The following is a 16,720-nucleotide window of genomic DNA, read 5'->3' as shown; positions in this document are numbered from 1 at the left end:
TTGAGGTTCGGCGCCGGGGTCGGATCCCTTTCCGCAGGAAAGGGCTCTGACCCCGCAATTGCGTGAGCGAAGCCAGTCGTGCATGGCTCGACTCTACAAAAAGCCTTCTTTGATCGTTTCTACGTCATCCACGCATGGCGTGGATCTACTGTGTCGACCAAGGTCGACACCCACCAAGAGCAGGCCATGCCGTGTCGACCAAGGTCGACACCCACCAAGAGCAGGCCATGCCGTGTCGACCAAGGTCGACACCCCCAAGAGCAGCGGACAACTGTCGAAGGCGGGGTGGGTCCGGTTGCGGGGGTGTCCGCGGCATGGATGCCGCGGCCAAGCCCCCAGGGATGGGTTTACGGCGTCCCCCGCAACCGGACCCACCCCGCCATTCCACGGAATGCCCGCTTTTGACGTTGACGTTGACGTTGACGTTGACGTTGATTCGGCAGGTGCAGGGCGCAGCCCTGCCGATCACCCCACCTGCACCCGCCGCCCTTCGCGTGCGCTATCCATCCCCGCCTGCAGCAGCCGCATCACCTGCAGCGCCTGCTGCGCGCTGACCGTCGGCTCGCCCTCACCCTGCATCGCCGCCGCGAAGTCGGCATACAGGCGCCGGTAGTCGCCCGGCAGGTTGTCCACGGTGCTGCGCAGGACGTTGTCCTCCGCATCGCAGTGCAGCAGCTCGCCGTGGCGCGGATCGATACCCCATCCCGGCGCACCTGGCGCGATGCCGCGACGTAGCTGCCCCTCCTGCACGTCCAGGCCATGCTTGATCCAACTGGCCCGCGTGCCATGCACGGAAAAACGGGGGGCAGGCGCAGCGACCAGTGAACCGGCATGCACGATCGCGCGATGGCGCGGGTAATGCAGTACGGCGTGGAAATAGTCGACGCCGCTGCCGCCTTCGCGCTGCACCGCAAGGTCCGCATCGATCGCCTGCGGACAGCCGAACAGCACCAGCATCTGGTCCAGCAGGTGCGGCCCCAGGTCGTACCACAGGCCGCTGCCCGGTCCGTCCTGCTCGCGCCAGCGTTCGCGCACCTGCGGACGGTAGCGGTCGAAATGTGCGTGGCATTCGGCGATGTCACCGAGCGTGCCGTCGGCAAGCAGCGCCTGCAGGGTCAGGAAGTCCGCATCGAACCGCCGGTTCTGGAACACGGTGGCGATGCGTCCAGCGTCGCGCGCTGCGGCCAGCACCTGTTCGGCTTCGCGCACGCTCACGGCGAACGGCTTGTCCACCAGCACATGCTTGCCGGCGGCCAGCGCGGCGATGGCCAATGGCGCGTGCTGTTCGTTCGGCGTGGCGATGACCACCGCATCTACCGCAGGGTCGTCGAAGACCTCCTGTGCGGTAGCGCGTACGTGGACGTCGCTGAAGGTGCGCAGCAGCGTATCGCGCTGCGAACTGACCACGCTGTGCAGGGCCAGCCCCGGCGTGTGCTGGATCAGCGGGGCGTGGAAGACGCGGCCGGCAAGGCCGTAGCCGATCAGGGCCAGTTGCAGCTCAGGGCGCATGGGAGGACTCCGCGCAGATCGTGAAGTGCAGGACAGGAACCTCAGGGTAAACGAGATGACTACGCGCCCGGAAGCTGAACCATTCCCGCTGCGGGTGCGCCCATTCACGTGAGCGTGACCGCAGCGCCACGCCTGCACTACAAGCACTTGGCGACACTGGGCGCACCAACCAGTAGGAGAACCAAACGATGAGCACCACGACCCGTACGCTGTTGGCTTCCGCCCTCACCCTGGGCCTGGCGCTGTCCTCCTCGGCCGCATTCGCCCAGGACGCCGCAGCGAAGAGCCCGCCGAAAACCGATCATTCGGCGATGACCCATGCAGACCGCCATGATTCCAACGAGCCGGTCACCGACAGCTGGATCACCACCAAGGTCAAGGCCGATCTGCTCGCCAGCAGCAATGTGCCGGGTACCGAAGTAAAGGTGGAGACGGTCAATGGCGTGGTCAGCCTGAGTGGCACCGTTGCCACCAAGGCCGAGCATGACAAGGCCATCGCCACCGCCAAGGGCATCAAGGGCGTGACCCGCGTTGATGCCGCCGCACTGAAGGTCAGCGCCGCCAAGCGTTGATCGATGCCGCAGGTTATCGGCAGGGGCGCTCCCACGGGGGCGCCCCTGTTTTGTGCTGTGGCGCCTGCTCGATACGTGCTGGTGGGCGCCCCGCCGAATGACCCATTGCCCCAGAGATGTGACCGGCTGCGCTATATTGCCGGTTCCGCCGTGGCCGGTCCTGCCCGGATCGCACTCCCCGGCTGAGCTGACGAGGAACTATGGCGCTGGTTTTCAGTGATGACATCTGGGATCGCTGGCGACTGCCTGCTTTGGCACTGGCAGCGGCAGCCATCATCGTGGTCCCGTGGTTGACCCTGCGCAAACTGCAGCAGGACAACGAACTGGCCATGGGCTGGGTGACCCATACCCAGCAGGTGACCGTGGCCCTGCAGCAGCTGCAGACCGACGTGCGCGACATCGAATCTGCTGCGTTGACGCTGTCCAAGGGCGTGGACGCGCCGGGCCTGCGCGAGCGCATGGGCAAGGCCAACGACATCCCCGAGCGTCTGGCCGAACTGGGCCGGATGACCCGCGACAATCCCGACCAGCTGATCCGCATCGGCCGCATCCAGTCGATGCTGGAAGGCCGGCTGGGGGTTGCGCGTGAACTGGCGAAGTCCGAGCCGAACAGCGACCAGCGCGAGCTGGTGCAGGACCTGAGCACGCGCTACCCGATCCGCGGCCTGGTGGAAGAGCTGCAGGCCAGTGAGGAAGCGCTGCTGGCCCAGCGCACCGCGCAGGCGGAGCGACAGAAGCGGCAGACCAACTTCGTGTCGTGGAGCTCGCTGCTGGTGCAGCTGGCACTGCTCGGCCTGGTGCTGTGGCTGCTGCAACGGCAGATCGGCCGCCGCCTGCAGGCAGAGCGGCAGTCGCAGCGCGCAGCGGCACGCGCGGCGTCGGTGCTGCAGACCGTGCGCGAACCGATCGTGCTGCTGGATCGCGAGCTGCGCGTGCAGCTGCACAATCCCGCGTTCTCCGAGTTGTACGGGCTGCAGGATGAGCGCGCCGACGGCCTGCTGCTGGAAGACGTAGGCGAGGGCGCGTGGCGTGACCCGGTGGTGCGCCAGCGTCTAGCCGATGTGTTGCTGCGCGGCCGCGAACTGTGGGATTTCGAACACGAACAACGCACCGTCGACGGCATGTCCCGTTACATGCTGCTCAACGCCCGGCGCATGCCGCTGCCTGACACCGACGATGAAGTGGTGCTGCTGACCGTCAGCGATGTGACCGTGCAGCGTGCGGTGCAGACACGTGTTGAAGAACTGAACCGGCAGCTGGAGGGCAAGGTTGCCCAGGTCTCGGAGGTCAACCGCGAACTGGAAGCGTTCAGCTACTCGGTGTCGCACGACCTGCGCGCGCCGCTGCGCCATGTCGCCGGTTTCTCGGACAAGCTGTCGCGCCATCTGGGCGAGGCTGCCGACGAGAAGAGCCAGCACTACCTGGGGGTGATCTCCGGTTCAGCGCGGCGCATGGCCACGTTGATCGACGACCTTCTGGTCTATTCGCGCCTGGGCCGCGTGGCGATGCGCCAGCAGACCGTGGACATGCAGTCGCTGGTGGCCGATACGCGCGCGATGCTCGACGCGAACGTGCAGAGCGAAGCCGAGAGCAGTGGCCACGCCCATCAGGTGGAGTGGAGCATCGCGCCGCTGCCGATCGTGGTGGGCGACGAAAACATGCTGCGCCAGGTCTGGCTGAACCTGCTGGGCAACGCGGTGAAGTATTCAGCCAACCGCGAGCCGGCCAAGGTCCGCGTGGACTACCAGCAGCAGCCCGATGGCGGTCATCAGTTCACGGTCAGCGACAATGGTGCAGGCTTTGACATGGCCTACGCCGGCAAGCTGTTCGGTGTATTCCAGCGCCTGCACAAGGCCAGCGACTATCCCGGCACCGGTATCGGCCTGGCCAGCGTTCGCAGGGTGCTGACCCGCCATGGCGGCCGCATCTGGGCCGAAGCCGCACCGGATGCCGGCGCCACCTTCCACTTCTATCTTCCCCCCGTGCTCGACACGGACAAACAGGGCCCCATCGCATGACGACGCTGCGCACCATCCTCCTGGCCGAAGACAGCCCGGCCGACGCCGAAATGGCGATCGATGCGCTGCAGGAAGCGCGCCTGGCCAATCCCATCGTGCACGTCGAAGACGGCGTGGAAGTGATGGATTACCTGCTGCGCCGCGGCGCCTTCGCCAGCCGCGAAGAGGGCCTGCCGGCGGTGCTGCTGCTGGACATCAAGATGCCGCGCATGGATGGCCTGGAAGTGCTGCGGCAGATCCGCGAACACGATGAGCTGAAGCGGTTGCCGGTGGTGATCCTGTCCTCCTCGCGCGAGGAAAGCGACCTGGCCCGCAGCTGGGACATGGGCGTGAACGCGTACGTGGTCAAGCCGGTGGACGTGGACCAGTTCTTCGGCGCAGTGCAGACCCTGGGCAAGTTCTGGGCACTGATCAACCAGGCTCCGGAGATCGAGTAGGCCCATGCCCCTGACCGGTCCCGCGCTCGGCGCATTGCGCATCCTGCTGGTGGAAGATTCCCCGGAGGATGCCGAGCTGATGTCCGAACAGATGCTCGATGCAGGCCTTGAGGCCACCTTCGAGCGTGTCGAGAGCGCGGACGACCTGCGCCATGCGCTGGCGCGCTTCCAGCCGGACATCGTGCTGTCCGACCTGAGCATGCCCGGTTTCTCCGGCGACGACGCGCTGCGCATCGTGCGCGATGCGTTGCCGGAGGTACCTTTCATCTTCGTCTCCGGCACCATGGGCGAGGAGAATGCGGTGGCGGCCCTGCAGAAGGGAGCCAACGACTACATCATCAAGCACCAGCCGGCGCGCCTGCCGTCGGCCGTGGCGCGCGCGGTGCGTGAGGCACGCAGCGCCATCGAGCGCTCGCGGGTGGAAACCGAGCTGATGCGCGCGCAACGGCTGGAAAGCCTGTCGTTGCTGGCCGCCGGGCTCAGCCACGATCTGCGCAACATCCTGCAGCCGCTGCTGATCATGCCGGACCTGCTGAAGGCGCGTACCGAAGATCCGCAGCTGCACCACCTGGCCGACGTGATCGCCGAATGCGGTCGCCGTGGCCATGAGATGGCCGAATCGATGCTGTCGTTCGTGCGCGGCTCGCGCAAGGCCAGCGAACGCATCCACATCGATGACCTGTTCCAGGCCGTGGCGCTGCTGTTGCGCAGCAACGTGCCCGATGGCGTCCGCCTGGACCTGGTGGTCGAGGATGAGGGGCTGGTGGTCGATGCCAACTACACCGAGCTGCAGCAGGTGTTGTTGAACCTGGCGCTCAACGCGATCCAGGCGATGCCGCAGGGGGGCAACCTGAGCCTGACCGCCAGCCATGGTGGCCAGCGCGATGGCGAGGACTGGCTGCGCATCGCGGTTGTCGATGAAGGCACCGGCATGGATGCGGACACGTTGTCGCACCTGTTCAACCCGTTCTTCACCACCAAGGCCGATGGCACCGGGCTGGGCCTGATTTCCTGCAAGCGCATCGTTGAAGGTGCCGGTGGCAGCATCCACGTCGACAGCCAGCTGGGGCGGGGCACCTGCTTCGAGCTGCGCTTGCCGATGCATGCCAGCGCCGAGGGCGGCGAACCGATCGAACAGCTGGTGGCACTGGGCAGTGGCCAGTCGATCCTGGTGGTCGATGGTGAAGCCACCCGCCTGTCGCTGTTGGGCAATGCACTGTCCAGCCAGGGCTATCAGCTGCAGTTGGCCTCCGATGGCCCGGCTGCGCTGCGCTGGATGCAGCAGGAGGCGATGCCGGCGCTGGTGATTGCCGATGCCGGCTCCAAGCTGTTGTCGGCCAGCCAGCTGCTGGGCGAAATGGCCACGCTCGGCTACCGCGGCCCGGCACTGGTGCTGGAAGACGCTGCCGGGGAGATGCCGGAAGATGTGTTCCCCGCTGGCATCGAGGTGCACCTGCTGCGCAAGCCGCTGCAGATGCAGCAGGTGTTCCGCGCGGTGGCCGACGCGCTGGGCTGAAACAGGGGTAGTGCCGGCCGCTGGCCGGCATCTGTGGTCGGATCATTGCGGTTGCCGGCCAGGGGCCGGCACTACCGGTCCTGGGGTTCCCACGGGAACCGCGGCAGGCTTTCCACCGCCTGTTCCAGCCGTCGCGACCAGTTCTGGTGGATGTCGGCATACAGCGGTGAATCGGCGCCCAGCCGCAGCTGCTGGCTGATCCGCAGTTCGCCGGCGCGCAGCAGCGCCAGGTCGACCGGCAGGCCCACCGACAGGTTGGAACGGATGGTCGAATCCAGCGAGACGATCGCCGTGCGTGCGGCATCTTCCAGGCGCGTGGACGGGGTCAGGATGCGGTCCAGGATCGGCTTGCCGTACTTGGACTCACCGATCTGCAGATAGGGCGTCTCCGGCGAGGCGGCAATGGCGTTGCCCAGCGGATAGACCATGTACAGGCCAGGCTGTTCACCGGCAATCTGTCCACCGAAGATCAGCGTCGCCTGGGTGTTCACCCCGTCGTGGCCATGCTCGGTGTGCTGGCTCTGTACCTGGCTGTCCACCAGCAGGGAGCCGACGTAGGCCGCAGCCTCGAACAGATGGGCCATGTCGCGCAGGTTCGGCGTGCGCCGCTCCTCGGCATCGCGCTTCAGCCGCGACACCAGCAACTGGGTCGTGGCCAGGTTGCCAGCGGCCATCACCACATAGGCGGCCTGGCCGGGATATTCGAACACGTGCAGTTTGCGGTGCACGCGGACATCGTCCAGCGCGGCATTGGTGCGGGTGTCGGCGGCGAAGACCAGGCCCTCGTCCACCTCGATTCCAACGCAATAGGTCATGTCGGTGCCCTATCATATGCGTCCCGGATTGTAGGCAGGCCGTTGTGACGATGGCATGCCCGCGCTCCACCTGATTGCCGTCACCGGAACCGCATGACCACCGTGCTCCTGAGCCTGGGCAGCAACGTCCATCCCCGCCGCTACCTCCACGCTGCGGTGGCGGCCCTGCGCGAGCGCTTTGGCGCGCTGCAGGTGTCTGCCGCCTACCGCACCGCTGCCGTCGGTTTCGACGGCCCGGCCTTCCTCAACAACGGCGTTGCCCTCGAGACCGACCTGCCGCTGCAGGAACTGGATGACTGGCTGCATGCGCTGGAAGATGCGCATGGTCGTGACCGCAGCGGCCCACGCTTCTCCGACCGGACCCTGGACGTCGATGTGGTGTTCTATGGCGACCTGGTGGTGGAGGGCCCCGGCCATCTGCGCATTCCGCGCCCGGAACTGAAGCATGCCTTCGTGCTGAAGCCGCTGGCTGACATCGCCCCGGACTTCGTCGATCCGGTCAGCGGCCTGGACCTGGCCACGCTGTGGCGCGCGCACAAGCAGTTTGGTGAAGCGTTCGAGGTCGTGGACCTGGAATGACGGGTTGTTGTTGCCGCTGCGCTCGCCGGGCATGGCCCGGCGCTACCGGTAGTGCCGGCCGCTGGCCGGCAACATTTCAGCTGACCGTACGCCCACCATCCACGCGCAACGTGTGGCCGGTGACGAAGCTGGCCTCGGCCGCCAGCCAGTAAACCGCTTCGGCGATTTCCTCGACCGTGCCGATCCGCGCCAGCGGCGTGCGCGCCAGCAGCGCCTCGCGGGCGAAATCGTCCTTGCCCTGTTCCGGCCACAGGATCGCACCGGGTGCCACCGCGTTCACCCGCACCTTCGGCGCCAGTTCCAGCGCCAGCGAGCGGGTGGCCATTTCCAGCGCGGCCTTGGCCATCGTGTAGGCAATGTGGTCGCGCATCGGGTCAGTGCCGTGCAGGTCGGTCAGGTTGACGATGCAGCCATGCTGGCGGCGCAGGTAAGGAGCCGCAGCCTGGGCCAACAGCAGCGGCGCGCGCGCGTTGACCGCGTACAGCTCGTCCATCGCCTCGGCGGTGACCTGGCCGAGCGGGGTGGGGAAGAAGTTGGAGGCGTTGTTGACCAGCGCATCCAGGCGGCCGAAGTGGGTGACCGCCTGCTCGACCAGATCGGCCAGGGCATCGGCGTCGCGCAGATCGGCCTGCAACGCCAGCACGCTGCCGGGGCGCTCGTTGTCCAGGTTGAAGGCGGCCTGCTGCAGTTCGGCGCTGGAGGTATGGGCGTGCAGCACCACCGACCAGCCACAGGCGTGGAACTGGCGGGCGATGGCCGCGCCGATCCGGCGTGCGCTGCCGGTGATCAGGGCCACGGGGGCGGTGTCACTCATCGAGGGTCCTCCAAGGCTCGGCTATCCTGTGCACCATTGTCACCGCATTCGAAGACGCCATGCAGCCTACCTTCCCCCTGCCCGAAGCCGATGCCCTGGCCCACAGCGATCAACTGGCCGCCGCCCTGCGTGCCGAGATCCTCGCACAGGGGGGGGCGATGCCGTTCTCCCGCTTCATGGAGCTGTGCCTGTACACGCCGGGCTGGGGCTACTACAGCGCCGGTGCCAGCAAATTCGGCGGCAGCGGCGATTTCACCACCGCACCGGAACTCGGCAGCCTGTTCGCCGGCAGCGTGGCCAATGCACTGGCGCCGGTGTTCGGCCAGCTCGATGCGCACGCACGGATGCTGGAACTGGGCGGCGGCACCGGCGCCTTCGCCGAGGCGGTGCTGCTGCGCCTGGCCGAGCTGGAGGCGCTGCCGGCCCGTTACGCGATCCTCGAACCCAGTGCGGACCTGCGCCAGCGCCAGCAGGAGCGCCTGCAGCAGAACCTGCCGCCCGAACTGGCCGGCCGGGTGGAATGGCTTGATCGTCCGTTCGAGGACGACTGGGACGGCGTGGTGTTCGCCAACGAGGTGATCGATGCGCTGCCGACACCGCGCTTCCTCATCAAGGACGGCGAGGTATACGAGGAAACCGTCGAACTGGACGGGCAGGGCAATTTCATCCGTGGCGCGCAGCCGGCCGACCTGCTGCTCAACGGCGCGGTGCGCCATCTCGAGCGCTACCTGGAAAAGCCCTTTGCCGACGGCTACCGTTCCGAAGTGCTGCCGCAGCTGCCGTACTGGCTGCAGGCGGTGGCCGGTGGCCTGCGGCGCGGCGCGATGTTGTTCGTGGACTACGGCTACAACCGGGGCGAGTTCTACCAGGAAGAACGCGATGACGGCACCGTGCGCGCGTTCTACCGTCACCACGTGCACAACGAGATCCATCGTTGGCCGGGCCTGCAGGACATCACCGCATCGGTCGATTTCACTGCCATGGCCGAGGCCGGCCTGCATGGCGGATTTGAATTGGCCGGGTACTGCAGCCAGGCCAGTTTCCTGCTCGGCAACGGCCTGGACCAGGTACTGACCCTGGCCGAGGAGCGCACCGATGAAGTGGGCCGCATCCAGTTGCGGGACCAGGTGAAGAAGCTGACCCTGCCAACGGAGATGGGCGAGCGTTTCCAGGCAATTGGCCTGCAGCGCGACGTCGATTTCGAACCGGCCTTCGAACTGGGCGACCTGAGCTGGCGCCTGTGAGTGCAGCGTTGCCGGTGATCAAGCCGCTGCGGCGGCCACGACTGTGGACCGCGTTGTGGGTGTTGGCGGTGCTGACGGTGATCGTGGTCTGCCTGATTCCGCCGCCGCCGATCCCGCTGCCGGAAAACAGCGACAAGGGCGAGCATTTCCTGGCTTATTTCATCCTGGCTGGAAGCGCGGTGCAGTTGTTCCGGCGTGGCCGTCCACTGCTGTGGGTGGGTGCCGGCCTGGTGCTGATGGGCGTCGGCATCGAGTTCGCGCAGGGCGCGTTGACCAGCAACCGCATGGCCGATCCGATGGATGCGGTGGCCAACACCGTTGGCGTGTTGGCGGGGATGGCTACCGCATTGACCCCGCTGCGCGACATGCTGCTGCGCTGGCGGGGGTAAGGCGCGCCAACCAAGGTTGGCATCTACCAAAGGCAGCCAGGCATGGCCTGGCTCTACAGTAGATCCACGCCATGCGTGGATGAATCTCGCCGGCGCCAACCAAGGTTGGCGTCTACCAAAGGCAGCCAGGCATGGCCTGGCTCTACGGTAGAGCCACGCCATGCGTGGATGGATCTCGCCGGCGCCAACCAAGGTTGGCGACTACCAAAGGCAGCCAAGCATGGTCTGGCTCTACTGTAGATCCACGCCATGCGTGGATGGATCTCGCCGGCGCCAGCCAAAGTTGGCGTCTACCAAAGGCAGCCAGGCATGGCCTGGCTCTACGTTAGATCCACGCCATGCGTGGATGGATCTCGGCGGCGCCAACCAAGGTTGGCGTCTACCAAAGGCAGCCAGGCATGGCCTGGCGCTACAGTAGATCCACGCCATGCGTGTCCGCCGCTATTTCCCCAGCGTGACCTCATCCAGCACCCACATCGCCGGGCGCGTGTCGCCGGTGAAGTTGATGCACAGATCGCCCGTGCCCGAGGTGCCCTTCGGCAAAGCCGCGCGCAGGGTCACGAAGCCGTCGGCATCGGTCTGCGCCGGCAGCGGCACCTGCGCCAGGACCTTGCCGGTGCAGTCACCGCGGCGGATCAGCATTTCGCCGTGCGCGCTCCGGGCCTTTTCGAAGCGACGCTTCGGCTCGTCGTGGGCCAGCTGGAAGTAGTACGGAATGCGGCCCGCGCGCACTTCCACGCTGCCGATGCCATCCAGCTGTGCCTGCGGCCAACGCCAGCACGGCTGGAAGATGTCGACGGTGAACACCGCACGTGCACCTTCGCGCGGACCATCATCTTCCAGGCGCAGGACAAGGCCCTTCTCGCCGACGCAGCTGCGCAGTGCTTCGCTGTGCCGCGACAGCAGCGACTGCGCGGTGTACGCCGCCACCGTCGGCTTCGCAGCCAGCGGCTGGCCCTGGTAGAAGGCGGCAGCCTGCACCGTCGCCGGCAGCGTGGACGTCAGTGGCTGCCGGTACAGCGGCGATTGCGCGGTCACCGGCTTGCCGTCGCTGCTGTAGCGCACTTCATAGCCCAGTGGATTGGCCAGCGACACGGTCACCGTGTTCGCCGCGCGGTCATCGGTGTAGGCCACGCCTACTTCGAACGGCGTCTGCGCGTAGGCCAAGCCCCAGGCCCGATAGCGCTGCAGCTGCGAGGGCAGGCGGGCCAGGAAGTCGCGGAAATCGCGACGCTCCGGCGTGCTCCAGCCGGTCTCGGCCACGGCGGCCAGGCGCGGGAACAGGTTGTGCTGCAGACGCGCGTAGGTGCGCGTGTGCTCGGTGAACATGTTCGCCTGCAGGCCGAGGATGTGCCCGCGCTTGTCGGCGGCCAGTTCGGCCGGCACCGGTTCGTAGTTGTAGAGCTTGGCCAGGTTCACCTGCGTCGGCCGGCCCGGCGGTTCGTTCGGCGAGGCCGTCTGCAGGTAATCCAGGTACAGGTGGCTGACCGGCGACATCACCACATCGTGGCCGGCGCTGGCCGCAGCAAGGCCGCCTTCGGTGCCGCGCCAGGACATTACCGTGGCCTGCGGCGGCAGGCCGCCCTCAAGGATTTCGTCCCAGCCGATCAGGCGACGGTCGTGTTGTTCCAGGAAGGTTTCCAGGCGCTTGATGATGTGGCTCTGCATGGCCATCTCATCCTTGATCCCCAGCGCGCGCATGCGCTGCTGCACCTGTTTTGACGCCTCCCACTGGTCCTTCACCGCCTCGTCGCCACCCACATGCACATACCTGGCCGGGAACAGCTGGATCACTTCTTCCAGCACGTTTTCCAGGAAGGTAACGGTGCCGTCCTCGACGTTGAACAGGTTCGGGAACACGCCCCATTCGCTCAACGGTTTCAACGGCGTGTCGATCGTACCCAGTTCCGGATAGGCGGCGATGGCAGCGGTGGCGTGGCCGGGTACATCGATCTCCGGAATGACCTGGATATGCAGCTTGGCGGCGTAGGCGATCACTTCGCGGATCTGGTCCTGCGTGTAGAAGCCGCAGTACGGATGCTCCTTGCCACTGACCGGATCGATGCCGCCATCACCGGCCGGAAGGCGGCAGCTGCCGACTTCGGTCAGCTTCGGGTAGCGCTTGATCTCCATGCGCCAGCCCTGGTCGTCGGTCAGGTGCCAATGGAAGGTGTTGAGCTTGTGCGCGGCCATCGCATCGAGCACGCGCTTGATCTCGTCCAGGCTCTGGAAGTGCCGTGCCGAGTCGAGCATGAAGCCACGCCAGCTGAAGCGCGGCGCATCCTGGATCTGCACGGCCGGCAGCACGCCGTTGCTGCCGCCGGTGGCGAGCTGGGCCAGGGTGGTGGCGCCGTAGAACAGGCCGGTCTCGTTGCCGGCCTGCACCAGCACGCCCTGCGCGGTGCTTTCCAGCGTGTAGCCCTCGCCGCTGTCGCGGAAGGTCGGCACGATCTGGAAGCGGATGCTGTTGCCCTTGGCGGCGGCCTTGCCGTTGGCCACGGCCAGTCGCGGCCCCCCACTGCGCGCCAGCAGGTCGGCGAACTGTGCGGCCACGCGCTGTGCGGCTTCGCCATCGGCATGCAGCACGGTAGTGGCGCCCACGGTGATGCCCGCGCCGTTGCCGCGCTGCACGTTGGCCGGTGCGGGAATCAACATCAGGCTGCCGGCGCGCAGCTGCGGGCCAGGGCCGGTATCGAGTGCCGGGGCATCGGCGGCCAGTGCCGGCAGCACAGGCAGGGCGGCCAGCAGGCTGCCCAGCAACAGAAGGCTGCGCATCCTGGCGCGGGTGGGCTTCGTCATCGGAAGGACTCCTTGGATCGGGTGCGATGTTCGCTATACATGAAAAACGCCGGGCCCGGAATGACCCAGGCCCGGCGTGCGTGCACGACTCGGCGATGAGGCTGCCGCTGGATCAGTACTTGAAGCGGAAGTTCAGGTAGTACTGGCGACCGTTGCTGTAGAACGAGGTCGGAATGGCCGCGGTCTGGTAGTACTTGTAGGTCGGGTTGTTGAGGTTCAGGCCATCCAGGCTGATGCTCAGCCAGTCGGTGGCCTTGAAGCTCAGCGACGCCGACAGCGTGCCGAAGTCATCCTGGTAGTACGGGTTGGTGCCCGACAGGCTGATCAGGAACGAGGAACGGTGGGTATAGCTGACCCGTGCACCGAAGCGCTCGTTCTCGAAGTACGCGCCCACGTTGTAGGTGTTCTTCGAGGTGCCCAGCAGGTTGTGTGAACCATCGGACCAGGTGTGCGCGGTCGTGCCGTTGGCGTAGGTGTAGTTGGCGTTGACGCCGAAGTATTCGCCGATCGGCTGCTCGTAGGCCACTTCCACGCCGGTGACCTTGCCGTCGGCATTGATCGGGGTGGAGATCTGGTAGGTCTCAAGCTGGTTGGTCAGTTCGCTGTACAGCTGGCGCGAGACGACGTCGAAGGCGATGTAGTCCTTCAGGTCCATGTGGTAGGCGCCGATCGACAACAGGCCGCGCGGCATGAAGTACCACTCCAGGTTGGCATCCAGGTTGGTGGACAGGGTCGGCTTGAGGTTCGGGTTGCCGCCGCCGCCGGTCCGGTTCAGGTCGGAACCGTACGAGGACGCGCCCAGTGCCGAGTAGTCCGGCAGGGTCTGGGTCTGCGACGCGGCCACGCGCAGCACGAGGTTGTCGTCCAGGTCGAACTTGATGTTGGCGCTGGGCAGCACGCGGTTGCGCTTGTTCTGGAAGGCCATGCGTTCCCACATGCCGAACAGGCTGCTGACATCCGCATCGGCAGCATTGCTGACGGCGTTGTAGGTATCGATGTCCTGCTTGATGTTGACGTAGCGCAGGCCCAGGTTGCCGCTCCACCAGTCACCGCGGAAATTGGCCTGCACGTAGCCGGCGAAGTTCTTTTCCTTCACCCGCCACTCGGCGCCGTAGTTGTGGCGACCGGTCGGGCCGTCGTTGCCCGCCAGCCAGGTGGAGTTGTTGGTCACCGCCTCCTTCAGCGCACCGGGGGTGAAGTACCAGATGTTGCGCGGGAAGGTGCCGCCGATATCGCCGGCAAAACCGTTCGGGTAGTTGGAGGTGGCGCCGTTCTTCAGTGCACTCCAGATGTCACCCGGGGTCGCGCCTTCCGGCGACAGCGCTTCGCGCTTGTGATCGGCAAAGCGCACACCGAAATCGAGCGAGCTCAGCACGCCGCCGTCGTTGAAGTACTGGTTGAAGTCGAGCGTGGCCCACTTCTCCTTGTCTTCGGCGGTGACCTGCTGGTTGCCCCAGGTGCCGAAGCTGGTGACGCCGTTGGGCGAGAGGTCGCCGCCGACGTTCCAGTCGATCGGCGAGCCGCTGCCGTGCGTGGCCCAGCTGGCGCCACCGCCGCCGGCCAGAGTGACCTCGGCGATGTACTGGCGCGGGGTCTCACCGGTGCCCTTGGTGCTGCCGGCCTGGAACTTGGCGGTCAGGCTGTCGCTGATCTGCCAGTCGGCATCGAAGGTGACGTAGCTCGACTTGGCCTTCGACTCGCGGTAGATCATGTCGTACACCGCGTAGTTGGTGCCCGGCACGCCTGCATAGGTGGCGTTGGTCAGCACGCCATCCTTGACCACATAGCCCGGGTTCGGCGCCTGCACCTTGGCGAAGCTGTTGCCGAACATCATGAAGTTGCGGTTGTAGTTGTTCGCCTTCAGCTCGGAGCTGAAACCATTCAGGCCCAGGGTGAGGGTGTCGGTCGGCTTGAACTGCAGCGAGACCAGGCCGCCCTTGCGCTCGCGGGTCTGTTCGAACAGGGTCGAACCCAGCAGGCCGGGAACGTTGACGCCGATCAGGTCCGGATTGGTCAGGGCCACCGGATCCTTGGGACCGATCTGGAAGAAGCCACCCGGAATTTCCTGCGCTTCACGGCGCAGTTCGCGCTTCTGGCTGAAGCCCTGCACCATCACGCCGAAGGTGTTTTCTTCGTTCTTGTAGTTGAACAATGCCGAGTACTGCGGGTCGTTCGACTTGGCCTGGTCCGAACGCACCATGCCGATCGAGCCTTCAGCGGTGAACTGCTTGGAGAACTCCAGCGGCTTGCGGGTGATGATGTTGACGGTACCGGTGGTGCCACCGTCCTGCAGCTTGGCCTGCGAGGACTTGTTCACTTCCACCGAGCTGACCAGTTCCGACGGCAGCAGCGAGTAGCTGACGCTGCGGCCGACGTTGTTGCCCTGGCTGAGCACGAACCAGTCGGCCGAACCGACGGTGCGGCCGTTGATCAGGGTCTGGGTGAGGCTGGGGCTGGTGCCGCGCAGGCTGACACGGTCGGCTTCGTCGAAGCCGCCCTCATCGGCGCTGGACGAGCTGATGTTGACGCCCGGCAGGCGCTGCAGGGTGTCGGCGACGTTGTGCGCCGGCAGCTTGCCCACGTCTTCGGCGGTGACCACTTCCACGCGCGCATTGGCTTCGCGCTTGGTGTCCAGCGACTTCTCCATCGAACCGCGGATACCGGTAACGGTGACGGTGTCCAGATCGGTGGCGGTCGGGGCGGCCTGCTGCGCGTGCGCACTGAAGGCGATGCAGCTGACGATGGCGGCCGAAAGCAAGGTCTTGCGGGTATTCATGATGTCTCTCCTCATCACTCGATTGGATGCCGGCGGCGATATGGGATTGCGGTTGCGATGACGTGCGCGGGGCGGCGGCGATGTCCCGGCATTGGCGTGCCACGTACTGCGTGCTGCGATTGCGTTGAAGCCGATTGCAGGTTCAGGCGTCGGCGTGGAGCAGGTACCAGCTGGCAGCGCCGATCACGCCCAGCTGTCCGTGCTCGACCACCTTCACCGGGATGCGTGCCAGCGCCTCGCCCATCGGCCCCTTCTGCAGGTAGCGTTCGACGAAGGTGCTGGTACGCAGGTACTCGCGGATCTGCGGCAGGATCCCGCCGGCCAGGTACACCCCGCCGTGGGCGCCATAGAACAGGGCCATGTCGCCGATGGTGCTGCCGAGCAGGCCGCAGAACACATCCAGCGCCTGACGCGCCAGCGGATCGGTGCCGGTCATCGCCGCAGCGGTGACCGCATCGGGGCTGGCCAGCGCCGGTGCCTGCCCCTGCAGCGCGCAGATCGCGCGGTACAGGTTCATCAGGCCGGGGCCGGAAATCGCATGTTCGATCGACACGTGCGCGCGGTCGCGCTGCATGTGGCGGACGATCGCCATTTCCAGTTCGGTGCTGGCGGCCAGGGTCGGCTGCCCGGCCTCGGTGGCGAGCACCACCGGGCCGTCGGCGGTGGGAATCCACAGCGCTGCGCCCAGGCCCGTGCCGGGGCCGACCACCAGGGTCGGGCCGCGCGGCGCCGTTTCCGGGCCGCACAGGTGCAGCACGCCGCTGGCATCGACCTGCGCGGCCGCGTAGGCCACCGCTTCGAAGTCGTTGACGATGTGCACCCGCTGCAGGCCGACGTCGGCCTCGATCTGCCGCGCCGACAACGGCCACGGCACGTTGGCGGTGATCACCGTGCCGTCTTCGCGGGCGTAGCCGGCGGTGGCGACCACGCAATGCGACGGGCGTGGGCCTTCGGCCAGGAAGTCGGCGAGGATCGCGCTGAGCCCGGCGTGGTCGGCGTTGCGGTACTTGCGGTAATCGAGCACCTGCACCGGATGGGCATCGTCGCCGCTGGCCTGGACCCGGGCGACACGCACATGGGTGCCGCCAACGTCGGCAGCCAGGAACGAGGGCGCGACGCGGGACAGGACATGGGCCGGGGCGGGATGGCTGGCGGTCACGCGGGCTCCTGCTGCAGGTGGGGCCGGCCCCGGAAAGGGCAACGATGGAGCCGGCGATTGGGCGGAGTCTGTAACCGCGTTGACAACGATGTC

13 protein-coding genes are annotated in these 16,720 nt (G+C 66.5%); 7 read left to right on the top strand and 6 right to left on the bottom strand.

The window, feature by feature from the left end; genetic code table 11:
- Positions 1-465 precede the first annotated feature (465 nt).
- On the bottom strand, positions 466-1,509 hold the full coding sequence (locus CLM74_RS18155) for an oxidoreductase (RefSeq protein ID WP_105164658.1): 1,044 nt from the start codon (positions 1,507-1,509) through the stop codon (positions 466-468).
- 188 nt (positions 1,510-1,697) lie between these two features.
- Here CLM74_RS18155 and CLM74_RS18150 point away from each other — a divergent pair, with 188 nt between their 5' ends.
- The 4 genes from CLM74_RS18150 to CLM74_RS18135 all read left to right on the top strand — a co-directional run bounded on the left by CLM74_RS18150 (position 1,698) and on the right by CLM74_RS18135 (position 6,052).
- The gene (locus CLM74_RS18150; RefSeq protein WP_025878697.1) at positions 1,698-2,081 is read left to right on the top strand and encodes a BON domain-containing protein; all 384 of its coding nucleotides are present in this window, start codon (positions 1,698-1,700) and stop codon (positions 2,079-2,081) included.
- Between the two features lie 200 nt (positions 2,082-2,281).
- Positions 2,282-4,099, top strand: a complete 1,818-nt coding sequence (locus CLM74_RS18145; RefSeq protein ID WP_025878696.1) for an ATP-binding protein — start codon at positions 2,282-2,284, stop codon at positions 4,097-4,099.
- Complete coding sequence (locus CLM74_RS18140; protein ID WP_025878695.1) at positions 4,096-4,536, top strand: response regulator; 441 nt, start codon at positions 4,096-4,098, stop codon at positions 4,534-4,536. The genes CLM74_RS18145 and CLM74_RS18140 overlap by 4 nt, the downstream gene beginning before the upstream one ends.
- A gap of 4 nt (positions 4,537-4,540) precedes the next feature.
- Entirely contained in the window at positions 4,541-6,052 is a 1,512-nt protein-coding gene (locus tag CLM74_RS18135) for a hybrid sensor histidine kinase/response regulator (RefSeq protein ID WP_032975381.1), read from the top strand.
- 71 nt (positions 6,053-6,123) lie between these two features.
- Here the strand turns inward: CLM74_RS18135 and CLM74_RS18130 are convergent, their stop codons facing one another.
- Positions 6,124-6,867 carry a 20S proteasome subunits A/B gene (locus CLM74_RS18130; protein ID WP_025878693.1) on the bottom strand — a complete coding sequence of 248 codons (744 nt, stop codon included), beginning with the start codon at positions 6,865-6,867 and terminating at the stop codon, positions 6,124-6,126.
- Positions 6,868-6,960: 93 nt separating this feature from the next.
- Here CLM74_RS18130 and folK point away from each other — a divergent pair, with 93 nt between their 5' ends.
- On the top strand, positions 6,961-7,446 hold the full coding sequence (gene folK, locus CLM74_RS18125; protein WP_025878692.1) for a 2-amino-4-hydroxy-6-hydroxymethyldihydropteridine diphosphokinase: 486 nt from the start codon (positions 6,961-6,963) through the stop codon (positions 7,444-7,446).
- A 76-nt stretch (positions 7,447-7,522) separates the two neighbouring features.
- Here folK and CLM74_RS18120 read toward each other — a convergent pair whose 3' ends face one another.
- A complete protein-coding gene (locus CLM74_RS18120) occupies positions 7,523-8,260 on the bottom strand; it encodes a pteridine reductase (RefSeq protein ID WP_025878691.1) in 738 nt (245 codons plus the stop codon).
- A 59-nt stretch (positions 8,261-8,319) separates the two neighbouring features.
- On the opposite strand from CLM74_RS18120, the gene CLM74_RS18115 reads away from it, so the two are divergent.
- Positions 8,320-9,504, top strand: a complete 1,185-nt coding sequence (locus tag CLM74_RS18115; protein ID WP_025878690.1) for an SAM-dependent methyltransferase — start codon at positions 8,320-8,322, stop codon at positions 9,502-9,504.
- A complete protein-coding gene (locus CLM74_RS18110; protein ID WP_025878689.1) occupies positions 9,501-9,893 on the top strand; it encodes a membrane protein in 393 nt (130 codons plus the stop codon). Before CLM74_RS18115 ends, CLM74_RS18110 begins: the two co-directional genes overlap by 4 nt.
- Positions 9,894-10,334: 441 nt before the next feature.
- Here CLM74_RS18110 and CLM74_RS18105 read toward each other — a convergent pair whose 3' ends face one another.
- The 3 genes from CLM74_RS18105 to CLM74_RS18095 form a co-directional block, all read right to left on the bottom strand.
- On the bottom strand, positions 10,335-12,692 hold the full coding sequence (locus tag CLM74_RS18105) for a family 20 glycosylhydrolase (RefSeq protein WP_105164657.1): 2,358 nt from the start codon (positions 12,690-12,692) through the stop codon (positions 10,335-10,337).
- Positions 12,693-12,804: 112 nt separating this feature from the next.
- A complete protein-coding gene (locus CLM74_RS18100; RefSeq protein WP_105164656.1) occupies positions 12,805-15,468 on the bottom strand; it encodes a TonB-dependent receptor in 2,664 nt (887 codons plus the stop codon).
- Between the two features lie 142 nt (positions 15,469-15,610).
- On the bottom strand, positions 15,611-16,627 hold the full coding sequence (locus tag CLM74_RS18095) for a glucokinase family protein (RefSeq protein WP_105164655.1): 1,017 nt from the start codon (positions 16,625-16,627) through the stop codon (positions 15,611-15,613).
- Between the last annotated feature and the right edge of the window lie 93 nt (positions 16,628-16,720).

The sequence above is a fragment of the Stenotrophomonas sp. MYb57 genome, assembly GCF_002966815.1.
Classification (GTDB): Bacteria; Pseudomonadota; Gammaproteobacteria; order Xanthomonadales; family Xanthomonadaceae; genus Stenotrophomonas; species Stenotrophomonas indicatrix.
The sequence above is the reverse complement of the archived record's forward strand: the minus strand, read 5'-3'. Positions and strand labels throughout refer to the sequence as shown.